The organism is Actinomyces gaoshouyii, from assembly GCF_002072175.1.
GTDB classification, from domain to species: Bacteria; Actinomycetota; Actinomycetes; order Actinomycetales; family Actinomycetaceae; genus Actinomyces; species Actinomyces gaoshouyii.
Genome location: NZ_MVIV01000003.1, coordinates 202,645 through 218,790 on the forward strand (window position 1 = coordinate 202,645; position 16,146 = coordinate 218,790).

20 protein-coding genes and 1 tRNA gene are annotated in these 16,146 nt (G+C 71.4%); 8 read left to right on the forward strand and 13 right to left on the reverse strand.

The annotated features are described in order from the left end of the window. The first annotated feature begins 23 nt into the window (after positions 1-23). Positions 24-761 carry an A24 family peptidase gene (locus tag B1H50_RS04185; RefSeq protein WP_080462524.1) on the forward strand — a complete coding sequence of 246 codons (738 nt, stop codon included), beginning with the start codon at positions 24-26 and terminating at the stop codon, positions 759-761. A 194-nt stretch (positions 762-955) separates the two neighbouring features. On the opposite strand, the gene B1H50_RS10105 is transcribed toward B1H50_RS04185, so the two are convergent. The 8 genes from B1H50_RS10105 to B1H50_RS04220 form a co-directional block, all read right to left on the reverse strand. Then, a complete protein-coding gene (locus tag B1H50_RS10105) occupies positions 956-1,417 on the reverse strand; it encodes an OmpA family protein (RefSeq protein WP_308421838.1) in 462 nt (153 codons plus the stop codon). Beyond that, a complete protein-coding gene (locus B1H50_RS09940) occupies positions 1,341-1,928 on the reverse strand; it encodes a protein kinase domain-containing protein (RefSeq protein ID WP_229657948.1) in 588 nt (195 codons plus the stop codon). The genes B1H50_RS10105 and B1H50_RS09940 overlap by 77 nt, the downstream gene beginning before the upstream one ends. A 27-nt stretch (positions 1,929-1,955) precedes the next feature. Next, positions 1,956-2,207: a protein kinase family protein gene (locus tag B1H50_RS09945; protein ID WP_229657949.1), complete on the reverse strand. Its 252-nt coding sequence runs from the start codon at positions 2,205-2,207 to the stop codon at positions 1,956-1,958. 213 nt (positions 2,208-2,420) lie between these two features. Beyond that, positions 2,421-3,110: a 50S ribosomal protein L1 gene (gene rplA, locus B1H50_RS04200; RefSeq protein WP_080462605.1), complete on the reverse strand. Its 690-nt coding sequence runs from the start codon at positions 3,108-3,110 to the stop codon at positions 2,421-2,423. A gap of 76 nt (positions 3,111-3,186) precedes the next feature. After that, positions 3,187-3,618: a 50S ribosomal protein L11 gene (gene rplK, locus B1H50_RS04205; protein WP_080462526.1), complete on the reverse strand. Its 432-nt coding sequence runs from the start codon at positions 3,616-3,618 to the stop codon at positions 3,187-3,189. Positions 3,619-3,805: 187 nt separating this feature from the next. Then, positions 3,806-4,594: a transcription termination/antitermination protein NusG gene (gene nusG / locus B1H50_RS04210; protein ID WP_080462527.1), complete on the reverse strand. Its 789-nt coding sequence runs from the start codon at positions 4,592-4,594 to the stop codon at positions 3,806-3,808. A gap of 61 nt (positions 4,595-4,655) precedes the next feature. Beyond that, the gene (gene secE / locus B1H50_RS04215) at positions 4,656-4,886 is read right to left on the reverse strand and encodes a preprotein translocase subunit SecE (protein ID WP_073451469.1); all 231 of its coding nucleotides are present in this window, start codon (positions 4,884-4,886) and stop codon (positions 4,656-4,658) included. A gap of 100 nt (positions 4,887-4,986) precedes the next feature. Continuing rightward, positions 4,987-5,059: transfer RNA gene (locus B1H50_RS04220), tRNA-Trp, on the reverse strand. A 244-nt stretch (positions 5,060-5,303) separates the two neighbouring features. Between B1H50_RS04220 and B1H50_RS04225 the strand changes: the two genes are divergently transcribed. From B1H50_RS04225 to B1H50_RS04235, 4 genes are all read left to right on the forward strand, one after another. Next, positions 5,304-6,320 (forward strand): DUF4862 family protein, encoded by a 1,017-nt coding sequence (locus B1H50_RS04225; protein WP_080462528.1) that lies wholly within the window; start codon positions 5,304-5,306, stop codon positions 6,318-6,320. Positions 6,321-6,583: 263 nt separating this feature from the next. Further along, complete coding sequence (locus B1H50_RS10155) at positions 6,584-6,697, forward strand: metal-sensitive transcriptional regulator (protein ID WP_229657950.1); 114 nt, start codon at positions 6,584-6,586, stop codon at positions 6,695-6,697. Between the two features lie 16 nt (positions 6,698-6,713). Continuing rightward, positions 6,714-6,860, forward strand: coding sequence for a metal-sensitive transcriptional regulator (locus tag B1H50_RS10160; protein WP_229657951.1), 147 nt, complete (start codon positions 6,714-6,716; stop codon positions 6,858-6,860). 137 nt (positions 6,861-6,997) lie between these two features. Continuing rightward, positions 6,998-8,230, forward strand: a complete 1,233-nt coding sequence (locus B1H50_RS04235; RefSeq protein ID WP_080462529.1) for a pyridoxal phosphate-dependent aminotransferase — start codon at positions 6,998-7,000, stop codon at positions 8,228-8,230. Between the two features lie 172 nt (positions 8,231-8,402). On the opposite strand, the gene B1H50_RS04240 is transcribed toward B1H50_RS04235, so the two are convergent. Beyond that, a complete protein-coding gene (locus B1H50_RS04240; protein WP_080462530.1) occupies positions 8,403-9,650 on the reverse strand; it encodes a phosphotransferase in 1,248 nt (415 codons plus the stop codon). A 130-nt stretch (positions 9,651-9,780) separates the two neighbouring features. On the opposite strand from B1H50_RS04240, the gene B1H50_RS04245 reads away from it, so the two are divergent. Continuing rightward, a complete protein-coding gene (locus B1H50_RS04245; RefSeq protein WP_080462606.1) occupies positions 9,781-10,890 on the forward strand; it encodes an adenosine deaminase in 1,110 nt (369 codons plus the stop codon). On the opposite strand, the gene B1H50_RS04250 is transcribed toward B1H50_RS04245, so the two are convergent. The 3 genes from B1H50_RS04250 to B1H50_RS04260 form a co-directional block, all read right to left on the reverse strand. Further along, positions 10,845-12,038 carry a UDP-N-acetylmuramate dehydrogenase gene (locus B1H50_RS04250; RefSeq protein WP_080462531.1) on the reverse strand — a complete coding sequence of 398 codons (1,194 nt, stop codon included), beginning with the start codon at positions 12,036-12,038 and terminating at the stop codon, positions 10,845-10,847. The genes B1H50_RS04245 and B1H50_RS04250 overlap by 46 nt on opposite strands. After that, positions 12,035-12,133 (reverse strand): 30S ribosomal protein bS22, encoded by a 99-nt coding sequence (locus B1H50_RS04255; RefSeq protein WP_003792170.1) that lies wholly within the window; start codon positions 12,131-12,133, stop codon positions 12,035-12,037. Before B1H50_RS04255 ends, B1H50_RS04250 begins: the two co-directional genes overlap by 4 nt. A gap of 171 nt (positions 12,134-12,304) precedes the next feature. Next, positions 12,305-12,544, reverse strand: coding sequence for a helix-turn-helix domain-containing protein (locus tag B1H50_RS04260; RefSeq protein WP_073451475.1), 240 nt, complete (start codon positions 12,542-12,544; stop codon positions 12,305-12,307). A 369-nt stretch (positions 12,545-12,913) separates the two neighbouring features. Between B1H50_RS04260 and B1H50_RS04265 the strand changes: the two genes are divergently transcribed. Together B1H50_RS04265 and B1H50_RS04270 are read left to right on the forward strand one after the other, a co-directional pair. Next, positions 12,914-14,311 carry a TrkH family potassium uptake protein gene (locus B1H50_RS04265; RefSeq protein WP_229657962.1) on the forward strand — a complete coding sequence of 466 codons (1,398 nt, stop codon included), beginning with the start codon at positions 12,914-12,916 and terminating at the stop codon, positions 14,309-14,311. A 58-nt stretch (positions 14,312-14,369) separates the two neighbouring features. Further along, a complete protein-coding gene (locus B1H50_RS04270) occupies positions 14,370-15,038 on the forward strand; it encodes a potassium channel family protein (RefSeq protein ID WP_080462533.1) in 669 nt (222 codons plus the stop codon). 158 nt (positions 15,039-15,196) lie between these two features. Here B1H50_RS04270 and B1H50_RS04275 read toward each other — a convergent pair whose 3' ends face one another. After that, the gene (locus B1H50_RS04275; protein ID WP_080462534.1) at positions 15,197-16,126 is read right to left on the reverse strand and encodes an aldose epimerase family protein; all 930 of its coding nucleotides are present in this window, start codon (positions 16,124-16,126) and stop codon (positions 15,197-15,199) included. Positions 16,127-16,146 lie beyond the last annotated feature (20 nt).

Genomic DNA, 16,146 nt, shown 5'->3' on the forward strand with positions numbered 1-16,146 from the left:
GGGGTCGTGAGACAGTGTCGTGCGTGGTTCTCACGTCCGTCGTCGTCCTCGCCGCCCTCGCCGTGTGCACCGTCGCCGTCCACGGCCCTGTCTCCCGGATCGCTCGCCACTACGTCGGCGAGCTGCTGACCGAGGCGGTGACGGGCAGCGGGCAGCCGGTGGACCCCATCGTGCCCGGCGCCGTGCGCCGGCATCATCTCCTGCTCAGCGCACCGCAGACGGTCCTGTTCCTCGTCGTCGGGGGCCTGGCCTGCACGGTCGCGCTCGTGGCCGGACAGTGGTATGAGGCGGCCCTCGCCCTGCCGGTGGTGGCGGCGCTGACGGTCGCGGGGAGCACGGACGCCGTCTGCCACCGTCTGCCCAATGTCCTGCTGGGCCTGGCGGCGGTGGGGGCCGGCGTCGGTATCGCCGCCGCCGTCGGCCTCGCCCTGGCCGCCGGCGGCGAGAGCGCGCGGGTGCTGGCCCCAGTCGTCGGTTCGTTGGGCGCCGCCGCCGCTCTGGGAGGGGTGGGGCTGCTGTTGTCCCTCGTGCCCTCCGGTCTCGGCATGGGGGACGTCAAGCTGCTCGCACTCGTCGGCCTGTGGCTCGGGCGGTTCGGCTGGGCGGTGCCCGTCGTCGGCGCCGTCCTCGGCCTGTTCCTCGCGGGCACGGTGGCGATCGTGCTCATGGCGGTGCGCCGGGCACGCAGGGACACGATGATCGCGATGGGCCCCTATCTCATCGTCGGCGCCCTCACCGTGTGGGCCCTCGCGGTCGTGTGAGCCGCAGGCCGATGATCATCGTGACGATGACGCTGGTCATGGCGGCGCCGTCCTCGTCACGTGCGCGGTGACAGAGCGTAAGCAGGCAGGAGCGGGTCCTGCGTCCGGCGTCTCTCACTCCTCGACCACGGGGATGTCGGTGAGGCGCAGGGCGATAGCCTTCTCGTCCTTGCCGTTGCCGGGCAGGTCGAGCGTCACCGTGTCCTGACCGGTATCGGGCCACACGACGGGCACGAGGACAGGGGCGTCCGGCCCCGCACGGGGAACACGGACCGGTTGGTCATCGGCCACACCACACCCGAGCCACCAACTCTCTGCATCGGCAGGTAACGAGTCGCCCCGTTGAGCAGGGACAGGGAGCAGGCGTTCGTAGCGCCAATGCCCCAGTATCTCTGCCACCTGGGCGGCATGTTGACCGCCCGCTTCTCATCCGAGTCATTAGCAACACGAGGCTCAGACTCACCCTTACCCGCAAGCGACACCTGCCACCCCGACAGATCAGCCAACTGCGCCAACCGGTCACCCACAGCCTGAGCACGACGCTCAGACAACTGCTGATTATGCGCTTCAGAATCCACATCATCCGTATGACCCGTAATCGCCAACGCACCACCGGAGGGGAAGCGCCCCAACGCCGCCGTCGCCGCCGCCAGCACCAAGAACGGTCAGACCCGTTGGCTGTACTACAAGGACGACGACTTCGGCCTCCTCGATGTCATCGTCAACCCCTTCACCTGGGAGGAGGCGGGCGACCAGGACCCGCGCGTCACAGCCTATGCGCCGGCCGGCACGCTGAAGGACTCCGCCGCCTTTGCCGCTATGCGGTCCCTCACGCTCGGCGGCGGCGCTCTGCCTGGCCGCCGGGTCCTTGGCGAGCACCGCCGTGAGCAGGGCCCACAACGGCTCGGGCAGCCCGTCCGGGCGGCCGGGGTCGCGGCGTGCGTGCTGGGCCAGCACCTGGCCGGGCAAGCCGACGAAAGGGGTGATGCCGCAGGACATCTCGTACAGAACGACGCCCAGCGAGTAGACGTCGGCCGCCGAGGTCGGCGCCTGCGGTCCGAGGACCCCCGGCGCCATGTACAAGGGTGTGCCGACCGCCGCGGCCGTGTGGGAGGAGCCGACGGTCTGCGAGAGGCGGGCGACGCCGAAGTCGGCCAGGCGCGGCACGAAGCGGGCGCGCCCACGCGCGCCGTGTCAGCCGGCACGAGCGGTCCGGTGGTGGACAGCAGCCCCGCAGATCCCGCCGCCGACGTAGCTCATGACGATGGCGAAGGTGGCTCCCTCGACGACCATGTCCCGCACACCGACGACGTAAGGAGAGCGCACGCGCATGAGGGTCGCGCGCTCCTTGAGGAAGCGCTCGAGGACCCGCTCGTCGGCGGCGAGGTCCGCACGCAGGAGCTTGACGGCCAGGGGCTCGTGTGGGGGCGGTGACCGCGTGCGCACGCCAGACCTCCCCCTGCGCCCCGGAGCCGATGCGCGAGTCCAGGACGTAGGAGCTGCCCAGCCTGCGGGCGTCGTTGCGGGGTGCCTCGCTCATGGGGGGGGTCCTTCGGGGCGGTGGCGTCGCAAGGCTACCCCGGGGTCCCGGCGCGCGTACCGACGACGACGCCGGCCGCCCCGGTGGGGGACGGCCGGCGTACGCGGTCGGTCAGGCGCTCAGGCCTTGGTGATATCCATCGGGATGCCCGGGCCCATCGTCGTGGCCATGGTGGCCTTGAGGATATAGCGGCCCTTCGACGTCGACGGCTTGAGGCGCAGAACCTCCTCGAGGGCGGCCTTGAAGTTGTCCTCGAGTTGGGCCTCGGTGAACGAGGACTTGCCGATGATGAAGTTGAGGTTCGCGGCGCGGTCCACGCGGAACTCGATGCGGCCGCCCTTGATGTCGGTGACGGCCTTGGCCACGTCCATCGTCACGGTGCCGGTCTTGGGGTTCGGCATGAGGCCGCGCGGGCCCAGCACCCGGCCCAGGCGGCCGACCTTGCCCATGAGGTCCGGGGTGGCGACGGCGGCGTCGAAGTCCGTCCAGCCCTTGGCGACCTTCTCGATGAGCTCGTCGCCGCCGACCTCGTCGGCGCCCGCGGCGAGGGCCTGCTCGGCCCGCTCGCCCTGGGCGAAGACGATGACGCGGGCGGTCTTACCTGTACCGTGCGGCAGGGACACGGTGCCACGCACCATCTGGTCGGCCTTGCGGGGGTCCACGCCCAGGCGGAGGACGACGTCCACGGTGGAGTCGAACTTCGTCACGGACGTGGCCTTGGCCAGCTTCACGGCCTCGGCCGGGGTGTAGAGGATCCCGGACTGGATCTTCTCGGCGGCGGCGCGGTAGGCCTTGCTGCGCTTGGTCATCTGCTTCTCCTTGGCAGTCGTGGTGAACGGGCCGCGCATGGCCCTTCCACGGGGTCTTGATCGGGGTGCCGGGGCCTCAGGCCTCGACGGTGATGCCCATCGAGCGGGCGGTGCCGGCGATGATCTTGGAAGCCGCCTCGACGTCATTGGCGTTGAGGTCGGCCATCTTCGCCTCGGCGATCTCGCGCACCTGGGCGGCGGTCATCGAGCCGACCTTCGCGGAGTGCGGCGTCGAGGAGCCCTTGGCCACGCCGGCGGCCTTCTTGATGAGCTCGGCGGCCGGAGGGGTCTTGAGGGCGAAGGTGAAGGAGCGGTCCTCGTAGACGGTGATCTCAACGGGGATGACGTTGCCGCGCTGGGACTCCGTGGCGGCGTTGTACGCCTTGCAGAACTCCATGATGTTGACGCCGTGCTGGCCGAGCGCGGGGCCGATCGGCGGCGCGGGGTTCGCGGCGCCGGCCTGGATCTGGAGCTTGATGAGCCCAGAGACCTTCTTCTTGGGTGCCATGTGTATGGGTCTTTCTTGTCCGGATGCCGCGCGCCTGCCGCACGGCGGTGCGCAGGAGGGCGCACGAGGGCCCATCCTAGCTCCCGCGCGGCACCCCGATCACGCCCGGTGCCCGGCATCACAAGCATTCGCGCTGTGATACCGGGCACCGGCGCTGCTCGCCGCGGGGGCGGCGAGGCGGCCTGCCTCAGATCTTGGAGACCTGCGTGAAGGAGAGCTCTGCCGGGGTGTCGCGGCCGAACAGGGAGATGAGCACCTGGAGCTTCTGGGTGTCCGGGTGGATCTCGGAGATCGTGGCCGGCAGCGACTCGAAGGGGCCGTCAGTGACGATGACCGACTCGCCCACGGAGAAGGCGACCTCGTAGACCTGGCCGCCGGCGACAACCTGCGCGGCAGCGCCCTCCTCGGGGTTCGCATTCGAGCTGGCGGCCCGCTTGGCGGCGACCTCCTCCGGGGTGGGGCCGAGCTGGGAGACGGCCTCCTCGAAGGTCAGCGGCACCGGGTTGTAGCGGTCCCCCACGAAGCCGGTGACGGCCGGGGTGTCCTTGATGGTGCGCCAGACGTGGTCGGAGGTCTCCGGGTCGTCCAGGTCCATCCGCACGAACACGTAGCCGGGGATGCGGACCCGGGACACCTCCTTCTTCTTGTTGGAGGCCTTGATCTCGATGACCGTCTCCATGGGGACGACGGCGTCGAAGACGTAGTCCTCGATCTCGAAGTTCTCAGCGCGGGCCTTGATGTCCGCGGCCACGCGGCGCTCGTAGCCGGAGTAGGTGTGCAGCACGTACCACTGGCCGGGCAGGGAGGACATCTCCTTGCGGAAGTCCTCCAAAGGGTCGACGACAGGGGCGTCGTCGACGGCCCCGGGCGCGGCGGCGGACCCCTCGGCGGCCTCCCGGGCGGCGGCGCTGGCGGCGGCGCTGGCGGCCCCACCGCTCTCCTCGACAGCGGTTTCCTCGAGCGTCTCTTCGGACACGGTGTACCTGCTTTCCACTGGCTTCTTCAGGCTGACGGGTGGGCGCTGGGCGCGGCGGGACTCAGCCGAGGCCCCACAGGACCAGGCGGTCGAAGATGGTGTCGAGGATACCGGTGAAGGCCATGATCGCGACGATGAAGACCACGACGACGACGAAGTAGGTCCACAGCTCGTTCTTCGTGGGCCAGATGACCTTGCGCATCTCGTCGATGACCTGGCGGATGAATCGCATGACACGCTTGATAGGGTTGCCACTGCGCGTGGATGCATCCTTGGCGGCACTCTCGCTCATTCTCACGATCCTCGGGGGCTCGACGGTCCGAATCCTTACCATCCCTGACGGGATGAGAAGACGAACCGACGGGATCTCCCGACAGATCCGCCGTTCTCAGCAGGGCAGGCGGGACTCGAACCCACAACCGCCGGTTTTGGAGACCGGTGCGCTACCAATTGCGCCACTGCCCTTCAGCGGTGACCCATCCTGCCACAGGTTCCCTCGGGAGTGGAAACAGCGCGGAGGTGGGCTGCACCACTGCCACCTCTCCAAAACCTGGGACAACGCGATACAACCTGGAGAAATCCGGTACTATAGCCACCGTTGTCTGATATCCGACGATAGGTACCGCTGGCAGCTCGTGACCGCACCCCCCCCCCGCGCACCGCGCCCGAACCGCCCCGGCCCCACTCGACCTCGCAAGAGGAAGCCGCCATGACCACCGCCCGGAACACCGCCACAACCCTCCCGATAGCCGGGGCGCCCGGCGAATCGCATCCCACCCCAGACGCGATCCTCGGCGCCTACGCCTCACTGCCCGAGCCCCAGGAGGATCAGGAGGAGTACTACCGGCTCCTGGCGCGGATCCCGGGCGTCCGCGGGCTCGAGATCCCCTTCAGGGACGACCTCGGCGGGACGGCCGGCCTGCCCTGGTTGGCCTCCCAGCTCGCACCCCACTGGGACCGCAACATCATCACCGCGATTCCCGGGACCATGATGCGCGTGTGGACCACCGGCACCTTCGGCCTGGCCTCGACCGATCGCCAGGGCCGCGCCGCAGCCCTCGCCTTCACCCGCTCGGTACGCGACGGCGTCGAGGCGCTGCGGGAGGCGGCCGGTCGCGACGTCGTGGCCGCCGTCGAGGTCCACTCCGCGCCCTCGGGCGAGCCCGGGGTGGCGCACAGCGCCGAGGCCTTCGGGGAGTCGCTGTCGCAGATCATCGACTACGACTGGGGCGGCGCGCTCCTCCTGGTGGAGCACTGCGACGCCTTCGTGGCGCCCGACCTGGGAGAGAAGCAGCTGCTCGGGATCGACGAGGAGCTGGAGGTCCTGCACGTCCTCAACCACCCCCGCGCGCGCATGTCCCTCAATTGGGGCCGCTCGGCCCTCGAGGCTCGCGACGCTGCCACCGCCCTGGAGCATGTGCGCCTCGCCCGCGCCGCCGGGATGCTGGAGGGGGTCATGTTCTCCGGGGCCGGCCCTGCGGATACCCGCTACGCGAAGGCCTGGATGGATGGGCATCTGCCCCTCGATGTCGACGAGCCGGGCTCGGTGATGAGCGCTGAGGATGTGCGCGCCTGCGCGCTGGCCGCACTGGAGCCCATCGAGGGCCCCGAGGAGAACATCGCCCCGGTCTCCTACCTCGGAGCCAAGTGCCAGGTCCCAACCGAGGCCGCCCCCGAGCAGCGCCTGTCGTTCCTCACCCACATCCTCGACGCCACCCGCATCTAACCGATCACCCCTTCTTATCGCCGAGACCGGTCGAAAATAGGAGCGAGACCGGTCGAAATCCTGGCCGAAACCGGTTCTCGGACCGGTCTCGATGGGGGAACCGGCGGCAGGTTGCGGGGTGACCTGCGCGGCCGCGTCGCGACCCGTATCCTCCTTCAAGAGGGGCGTGAGGCGCGCAATCTCGACGGCGGCTACCGCACCTGGTCCGCGGCTGGCGGGGCCGGCACTCGGGACGACGCCGCAGCGCCCTCGATGAAGGAGGAATGACCATGGGCATCGCGCTCGACCCCACGGACCTGCGTCCCGCGCTGACCCGCCTCAAGCGGGCGCGCGGGCAGCTCGACGCCGTCATCCGCATGGTTGGAGGAGGGCCGTGACTGCGAGGATGTCGTCGTGCAGGTCGCGGCTGTGAGCAAAACGGTGGACCGCGCGGGGCTTGCCATCATCGCCTCCGGGATGCGCGCCTGCCTCGCGGAGGACCCGTCCGGCCAGACCTTGGACGCCACGCGCCTGGAGAAGCTCTTCATGTCCCTGGCATGAAGGCGCGGGGCGGGTTGGCGGCATCTCGAGCGCAAATCTTGCCGTGCTGATCGACCGGTCTCGTTCCTAATATCGACCGGTCTCGCGAGAGGGCGGGAGGGAGCGCGTGACATGCGGATAACACGGCCCATGGGAGCATGGGTGCTGTGAGCACAGTGAGCACCTCCTCCGCGCGCCGCGTCTCCGCGCGCCTGTCCGCCATCGCCCCCTCCGCCACCCTCGCCGTCGATGCCAAGGCCAAGGCCCTCACGGCCGCCGGCCGGCCGGTCATCGGCTTCGGCGCCGGCGAGCCCGACTTCGCCACCCCCGACTACATCGTCGAAGCCGCGATCGCCGCCGCCAAGGACCCGGCCAACCACAAGTACTCCCCCGCCAAGGGCCTGCCCGCGCTGCGCGAGGCCATCGCCGCCAAGACTCTGCGCGACTCCGGATACGAGGTCTCCCCCGACGACATCCTCGTCACCAACGGTGGCAAGCAGGCCGTCTTCCAGGCCTTCGCCTCCATCCTCGACCCAGGCGACGAGGCCCTCCTGCCCGCCCCCTACTGGACCACCTACCCCGAGGTCATCGCCCTGGCCGGCGGCATCGCGGTGGAGGTCTTCGCCGGCGCGGACCAGGAGTACAAGGTCACCGTCGAGCAGCTGGAGGCCGCCCGCACCGAGCGGACGAAGCTCCTGCTCCTGTGCTCGCCGTCGAACCCCACCGGCTCGGTCTACACGCCCGCTGAGCTCACCGCCATCGGGCAGTGGGCCCTCGAGTACGGCATCTGGGTCATCACCGATGAGATCTACGAGCACCTCCTCTACGACGACGCCGAGCCCGCCCACATCGTGGCGCTCGTCCCCGAGCTGGCCGATCAGACCATCGTCCTCAACGGCGTGGCCAAGACCTACGCCATGACGGGCTGGCGCGTGGGCTGGATGATCGGCCCGAGCGACGTCATCAAGGCCGCCACGAACCTCCAGTCGCACCTGTCCTCCAACGTCGCCAATGTGTCCCAGCGGGCCGCGCTCGCGGCGGTGGCCGGGGACCTGTCCGCCGTGGCGCGGATGCGGGAGGCTTTCGACCGTCGTCGGAAGGTCATGGTGGAGATGCTCTCGGCCATCGACGGACTCGCCGTCCCGACGCCGCAGGGCGCCTTCTACGCCTACCCGAGCATCGAGGCGCTGATCGGGAAGTCCCTGCGCGGGACGGTCATCGACTCCTCCGCCACGCTGGCCTCGCTCGCCCTCGAGCACGCCGAGGTCGCGGTGGTGCCGGGTGAGGCCTTCGGCCCGTCCGGATTCCTGCGCCTGTCCTACGCCACGAGCGACGACGCGATCACCGAGGGCGTGGGGCGCCTCCAGGCGCTTCTGGCCGAGGTCGCCTGAGCACCCGTCCGCCGGACGGGTTTCCCTGCGCGGAAGGCAGCAGGCCGCCGGCGCCGCCCGATCACCCCTCGGAGGCGCCCGAGCCGGAATGAGCGCACGCTCCTGTGCGCCATGTGAACCGGTCTCGGCGCTGTTTTCGACCGGTCTCGGTGAGGGGGAAGGAGGGGCGGTGTCAGTGGGGGCCGCGGCGGGCTTGGAGCTCGCGGGCCTGGGCGAGCCAGGTCTCGGCGCGGGCCAGGCGTCCCTCGGCGTCGGAGCGCCATGGGCCGCCATCCTCGCGCCGGGCGCCTGCCACGAGGGACAGCACCACGCCGGCGGCCCGCGCCCGCAGCGCTACGGGATCCACCCGCTTCTCGGCCAGGCGAGTCCAGGTCTCCAGGGCCGGGCGCAGGCGAGGGTAGGAGGCGGGGGCGAGGTGGTCGAGGACGCTGACGTGCCCGAGCAGGCAGGCGAGGTCGTCCACGCGCCGCCCGGGCCCGAGGGAGTCCACGTCGAGCAGGCAGGAGACGGACTCGCCATCCATGAGCACGTTGGCCTCGTAGAAGTCGCCGTGAACCGGCGCCACCGGGCCCGGGTCCGAGGTGGCCATGAGCTGGGCGACGCCGTCGGCGATGGCCCGGGCGCGCGAGGCGTGCTCGGGCAGCACGGTGGCGGCGGCGTGGGCGTAGTGGCGGGCGCGGTCGGACCAGGCCGGATGTACCGGCAGGTCCAGGCAGGCCCGCGGAAGAGCGTCGAGCAGGCCGGTGAGGTTGTTGAAGACACGGGTGGCCTGCTCGGGATCCATACCTCGGCTGAGCAGCCCGGACAGGGACCTCCCCTTGCCGGTGGACAGCAGAACAAGGCCATCGGGGTCATCCCGCAGCACCTCGGGGGCGGGGACCCCGGCCGCGGTGAGCATCCGGTGCCGGTGGGCGAGGGCCCTCGACTGGGAGGGGCGCAGCACCTTGGCGTAGGCGGTGGAGGAATCGGCGAAGGTCACCTTGACCACCGCGCGGCGCGTGGGCCGGTAAGCCACCATCATCGCCTTGACCGGGGACCCCAAGCGCTGGGAGAGCAGGGAGGGCGTGCAGGCCACGGGGAGGGCGGGGAGCTCGGGGTCCCCGGGGTGGCGCCACACGTGGACGGCCGGCCCGTCCCCGCCGGTGGGCGCCACGCGGGTCAGGCCCGGCGCCTGCGGATTGGTCAGTCGCGCCGTCGTCGCGCACAGGTACTCGGTGGAGCGTCGCCCATCCGCGGATAGCACGACGGCGGTGTAGCCCACGGACACGCCCGCACCGGGGCGGTGGTGGACGGAATGGACCTCCCAGGAGTCCAAGCGCCTGCCCGCGGGGGCGAGGGCCGCGGACAGGACGGAGGCCGCTCGGGGCCCGGTGAGGAGCGCGACCTCCTCGGGCTCGCGGGATGCCGACGATGGACTCATGCCGATAAGTCTGCCGCACTCAGCACCGGCGCACATCCGATCACCGGGCGGTCCTCGTGGGAGAATCGCCTCCGTGCCCACAGCGATCCCCGGGCCGAGCGCGCCCACCGCGCCCACCGCATCCGCCGCGATGGGGGCGCCCGCCTCCACCGATGGGCCGACCGGCGCCCGGCCCCCCGGTACCGGCCAGCGCGATCTCGCCGCCCTGCCCAAGGCGCACCTCCACCTGCATTTCACGGGCTCCATGCGCCTGGGCACCCTGACCGAGCTGGCCTCGACGTCGCGCACGCGCCTGCCCTCCTCGCTCCTGGACGGCGATCCCCTGCGCGTCCCGGCGGACCACCGGGGCTGGTTCCGTTTCCAGCGCGCCTACGACACCGCCCGCCACCTCGTGGACTCCGAGGGGGTCATGCGCCGCCTCGTGCTGGAGGCCGCGCTCGACGACGCCGCGGAGGGCTCGCGGCGCCTGGAGATGCAGGTGGACCCCACCTCCTACGCGCCCTTCGTCGGCGGGATCACGCCGGCCCTGGAGATCATCCTCGACGCCGCGGCGCAGGCCACCGCCCTGACCGGCGTGGAGGTGGCGATCATCGTGGCCGCCTCCCGCATCCGCCACCCCCTCGATGCCCGAGCCCTGGCCAGACTGGCCGCACGGCATGCGGGCGATGGGCCGGGCCAGGTGGTCGGCTTCGGATTGTCCAATGACGAGAGGGCCGGGGAGACCTCCGCCTTCGCCCCCGCCTTCGCCATCGCGCGGCGCGCGGGCCTGGCCTCCCTCCCCCACGGCGGGGAGCTGCTGGGGCCGGAGCACGTGCGCGACGTCGTCTCCGCCCTGCGCCCCCACCGCCTGGGCCACGGCGTCAGGGCCGGCGAGGACCCGGCCCTGCTGGACGCGATCGTGGCGGCGGGCATCAGCTTGGAGGTGTGCCCGGCCTCGAATGTGTGCCTCGGGGTCTACCACCGCACCGAGGATGTGCCGCTGGGGGCGCTTATCGACCACGGGGCGCAGGTCGCGCTGGGCGCGGACGACCCGTTGCTGTTCTCCTCGCGCTTGACGGACCAGTACGAGATCGCCCGCTCGCAGGGGCTCGACGACGACGCATTGGCGGAACTGGCGCGCGGCTCGATCCGGGCGAGCCTGGCCGAGGAGTCATCCAAGCGGCGCTGGCTGGCCGAGGTGGACGACTGGCTGGCTCACCAGCCGACGTGGACGGGCTCGGGAACGAGCGTGACGCCGTAGCGCTCGCGCACGCCGTCGACCACCGCGTCGCGCAGGGCGACGAGGTCGGCGGCGCTGGCCCCACCCCTGTTGGTCAGGGCCAGGACATGCTTGGTGGACAGTGAGGCGCGCGGCGCGCCGGGCAGGGCGAAGCCCTTGGGGAAACCGGCGTGGTCGATGAGCCAGGCGGCGCTCGTCTTGACCATGCCCTCGATGACGGGGGCGCCCAGCACCGTGTCGGTGGGGCGGGAGTGGTCGGCGACAGGGAAGCGGGGGGCGTCGTCGGGCAGGCCCGCGGCCTGCTCGGCGGTGAGGATCGGGTTGGTGAAGAACGAGCCGGCGGACCACGTGTCGTGATCGGTGTCGTCGAGGACCATTCCCTTGGAGCGGCGCAGGCCGAGGACGGCCTGGCGGACGTCGACCGCGGGGACGCGCGCGCCGAGCTCGGTCCCGAGCGCGGAGGCGAGCTGGCTGTAGGCAATGGGGGCGGCGAGGCTGGCGAGGCGGACGTGGAAGCCCACGGCGAGCACCACCCAGCGGCCCGTCGGGCCCCAGATGCGCCCGCCGCCGGTGGCGGCGTCCGTGAGCGAGCGCTTGATCGCGGAGTCGCGGTAGGACAGGCGCAGGTCCGCCAGCGGCAAGTGGACGATGCGGCCGGTGAGGCGGTCCCAGGCGCGCACGGAGGCGAGGAGCTCGGCGACCTCGGCGCCATAGGCCCCAATGTTCTGCACGGGGGCGGCCCCGACGCTGCCGGGGATGCCGGACAGGGGGGCGAATCCGGCCCAGTCGCTGACCACCGCCCGGCTGACGAGATCGTCCCAGGCGACGCCACCGGTGGCAGTGATCTCGACGCCGCCGCAGGCGGATTCGGAGACGACGCGGACCTCCTCGCGGCCGTCGCGCAGGACGAGGCCGTCGAAACCGGCGTCGGAGGCCACGATGTTCGAGCCGCCTCCAACCACGAGCAGAGGCGTCCCCGAGGCATCGGCCCGGCGGACCGCCTCGATCAGCTCCTCCTCCGTGGAGGCCTCGAGATAGTGGCCCAGGGGGCCGCCGATGCGCAGGGTGGTGAGCTCGGCGAGGGAGGACGGCGCCTGGCCGCCCAGCGCCCGGGCGCGCGCGGGCACGCCCGGGGCGGGAGCCTCACTGGGCTCCGGGGAGCGCGTCACTTCTTGTTGCGGCGCTGGTGACGCGTCTTGCGGAGCAGCTTGCGGTGCTTCTTCTTGGCCATGCGCTTGCGGCGCTTCTTGATGACAGAACCCATGGGCATTCCTCACAGTCTTACTTGCCGGGGCCCGACCGCGCCCCGGGATCCGGAGACGGGCCGGCGCGCGGCCGGACGGGCCTGATGGTCGGGCGATGACGAGGGCGGTAACGGGCCCTCATGGGATGTCTCGACCCGGCCACTCATGTGACTCGGCGAGTCTAGCGGGTCTCAGGACCCCGAGGCCTCCGTCTCCTCGTGGCCCCAGTCACCCAGGCCGGCGGAGAGGTACTCGGCCACCGCGCGCTCGGGGACCCGGAAAGAGCGCCCCACCTGCATGGCGGGCAGATCGCCGGAGTGGACCATGCGGTAGACGGTCATCTTGGAGACCCGCAGCATGGCGGCGACCTCCGCGACCGTGAGGAAGGAGGGGGCGCCGGAGGCGGCAGGACTGGGAAGGGCAGGTGCCATGGATGCGGATCCCGTCAGTCAGGTTCGGATATGTGCGCAGCGATCGGTCCCGGACGACGGAAAGCGCTGAGGACTCGCGAGGCATGCGCCCTCCCGCTCGGACGGTCGGCGCCGCGCAGGACTGAGCTCAATATAACGCCTGTCCCACCAGACGCACACGTCCATCGCATTCTCAAACGCACCACTCGTTGTAGATCACATTTCGGTCACAATGACGCCGGGGGTCGCGGGCGGGGCAGCGACGCCGCGATCGCGCGCGAGACCCGCCGAAGGGGACACAATGTGCCCGTGCCCTCATCCAGCAAGTCGCCCCGGCAGCCCCAGGGCCCCCTCTCCGCGCTGAGCACCGCGCCCGAGGACGCGGCCCTCATGCCCCCCGACCGCGGTCCCACCACCGGACTGCGGGGCCTGCTGGTGCGCCTGGGGCTCTACGACCGCCTGGCGCGAGCGGCCCGGTTCTCCCCCGCACGGCTCGCCGTCATCATCTTCGCCGCGATCATCGGCGCGGTCGCAGCCCTCCTCACCCTGCCGATCTCGACGGCATCGGGGCACGCGGCCAGCTTCGTCGACTCGCTGTTCACGGCGACGTCGGCGGTCTGCGTCACCGGACTGACCACCGTGGACACCGCCACCTACTGGTCCACCTTCGGCCAGGCGGTCATCATCCTGGGCGCGGCCATCGGCGGCCTGGGCGTCATGACCCTGGCCTCGCTGCTGTCCTTCGCCGTCAACCGCCACGTGGGCCTGACCCAGCGCATGCTCGCCGCCAACGAGAACCAGTCCCGGCTGGGCGACGTCGCCGCGCTGCTGCGCGCCGTCATCATCACAGCTTTGGGGGCCGAGGCGGTCCTCGCCATCGTGCTGCTCCCCCGGTTCCTCACGCTGGGAGAGCCCCTCCCCAGGGCGCTGTGGCACTCGGTGTTCATGTCCCTGTCGATCTTCAACAACGCCGGATTCGTCATCATGCCCGAGGGACTGGCGCCCTACGCCTCGGACTGGTGGATGGGACTGCCGATCGTGGTGGGCACCTTCGTCGGCGCGCTCGGCTTCCCCGTGGTGCTCGACATGGTCCGGCGCCGCCGTCGCCCGCGGCAGTGGACGCTGCACACCAAGCTCACCCTCGCCACCTACTCCTTGCTGACCGCTGGATCGGCGATCACGCTCACCGCCCTCGAGTGGGCCAATCCCCGTACGCTCGGGCCCTTGCCCATCGGGAGCAAGATCCTCAACGGCCTGGTCATGGGGGTGGACTCGCGCTCCTCGGGGCTCAGCCTCGTCAGCACCGACCACATGCGCGAGGCCACCTGGTTCCTCCAGGACGCGCTCATGTTCATCGGCGGGGGCTCGGCGTCAACGGCGGGCGGCATCAAGGTGACCACCTTCGCTATCCTGCTCATGGCGATCGTCGCCGAGGCCCGGGGCGATGAGGACATCGAGATCTTCGGCCGGCGGATCGCCCCGCAGGCCGTGCGCCTGTCCGTGGCCGTGGCCTTCATAGGCTCGTGCCTGGTGGGCCTGGCCTGCCTGCTGCTGCTGGAGATCACGGGGCTGTCGCTGGATCGGGTGCTGTTCGAGGTCATCAGTGCCTTCGCGACGGTGGGGCTGTCCACGGGCATCACGCCGATCCTGCCGCCGAGCGGGAAGTACGTCATCATCGCGCTCATGTTCGTGGGGCGCGTCGGGACGATGACGGCGGCCTCCGCCCTGGCCATGCGCGAGCGGAGGCGCGTCATCCGCATGCCCGAGGAGCGCCCCCTCATCGGCTGAGCCGCTAACGTGGGACGCGGGCAGGGCATCCCGCCGACGATCTTCCTCAGGAGCAGACATGGCACCCGCCGCCTCACGAACGGACTCAACCCTCGTCATCGGCCTGGGCCGATTCGGCTCGGCCGTCGCCGCCACCCTCGATCGTCTGGGCCGCGAGGTCCTGGCCGTGGAGAGCGACCCGGGCATCGTGCGCCAGTGGACCGGCCGCATTCCCCTGGTCGAGGCCGACGCCACCGATGCCGAGGCCCTCGAGCAGCTGGGCGCCACCGAGTTCGGCACGGCCGTCGTCGGCGTCGGCTCCTCAGTGGAGACCTCCGTGCTCATCGCCGGCAACCTCGTCGACCTCGAGACCCCCCAGATCTGGGCCAAGGCGATCTCCCGGGCGCACGGCCGCATCCTGCGCCGCATCGGCGCGCACCACGTGGTCTACCCCGAGTTCGACGCCGGGCAGCGCGCCGCGCACCTCGTCTCGGGCCGGATGCTCGACTACATCGAGATGGAGAAGAACGGCTTCACGATCGTCAAGATGCGCCCACCGGCCGAGCTGCACGGCTTCACCATCGGCGAGGCCCGCATCCGCTCCCGCTACGGGGTGACGGTCTTCGGCCTCATGAGCCCCGGCGAGCCCTTCGAATACGCCCGCACCGATACCCTCGTCTCCGCCGATGACGTGCTCGTGGTCGGCGGGGACGCCAGCCTCCTGGAGCGCTTCGCCAACCGGGCCTGACAGCGGGCGCCGGGGCGGACGCTGCTCGCCCCGGCCGCGCTCGCCGTCCTCATCCCCACCGGTCCCGTGGTGCGCCGCCGCTCCGGCATGCGGGTGCTTCCACCGGCGAGCCCGCGCTCCTGAGCGCGGCGCCCCCGCGCGATCTCCGAGCGCGTCCCTCAGCGCTCCTCGCGCAGGGAGCAGGCGAGGGCGTGGGACTGGCCGACGGCCAGGGTGAGGAGGCCGTCGCCGGAGTTGAGGGCGTTGGGCGGGCAGGTCATCGGCTCCACGGCGATCGCGCGGCGGCCGAGGCCGTCGTCGGTGTAGACCTGCGCCCAGGGGGCGTCGGAGGTCAGCACGACGGCGCCCCCCTCCCCTTCGACGCGCGCCTGCCAGGTGCCCTCGGGAAGGCCGGTGAAGGCGTTGTCCACGCTTACGCCGGCCATGGGGCGCCCGGCGCGGAAGTCCCAGTCGGTGCCGGCCACGTCCGCGAGGGCGCTGGGCACCATCCGCTCATCGGCCATGAGCACCGCGGCGGCCGGGACCGTGAGAGTGCAGTCGTCGGCGCCCGCGCCGCGCAGGAGGTAGGGGTGGAAGGCAGCGCCGTAGGGGGCGGGGAGGAGGGCGCCGTCGGCCAGCGGGGCGCCGACGACGGCGTCGGAGGGCCGCGCCGCGCCGACGCAGGTGGTGGTGAGCGTCATCGTGAGGCCGGCCTCGGCGTCGAGCTCCCAGCGGCTGGAGAGCTCGAGGGCCCAGGGGTAGGCGTAGGAGGCGGGCAGCAGCACCTCGAGGGTGACGCAGTCCTCGGCGATCCCTGCCACCTGCCAGTCGAGCCAGCCGACCAGCCCGTGGAGGGCGGAGTCCGTCCCCGGCTCATTGCGGGGCAGGAGGTAGTCGGTGCCCCCGTAGGCGTAAGCGGCGCCGGCAGTCCGATTGGGCCACGGGGCGAGGGTCTTGCCCTGCCAGCCCGGGGGGAGCTCGGAGGCCGCGTCGAAGGGGAGGACGAGGTCGCGGCCTCCACGGCGCGCGTTGACGAGGGTGGCCCCCGCGGTGGCGATGCGCGCGGTGTAATCGCCCGCCCGCACGTCGATGAGCTCTCCGTTGATCATCGGTGTTCCTCCCCGCATGT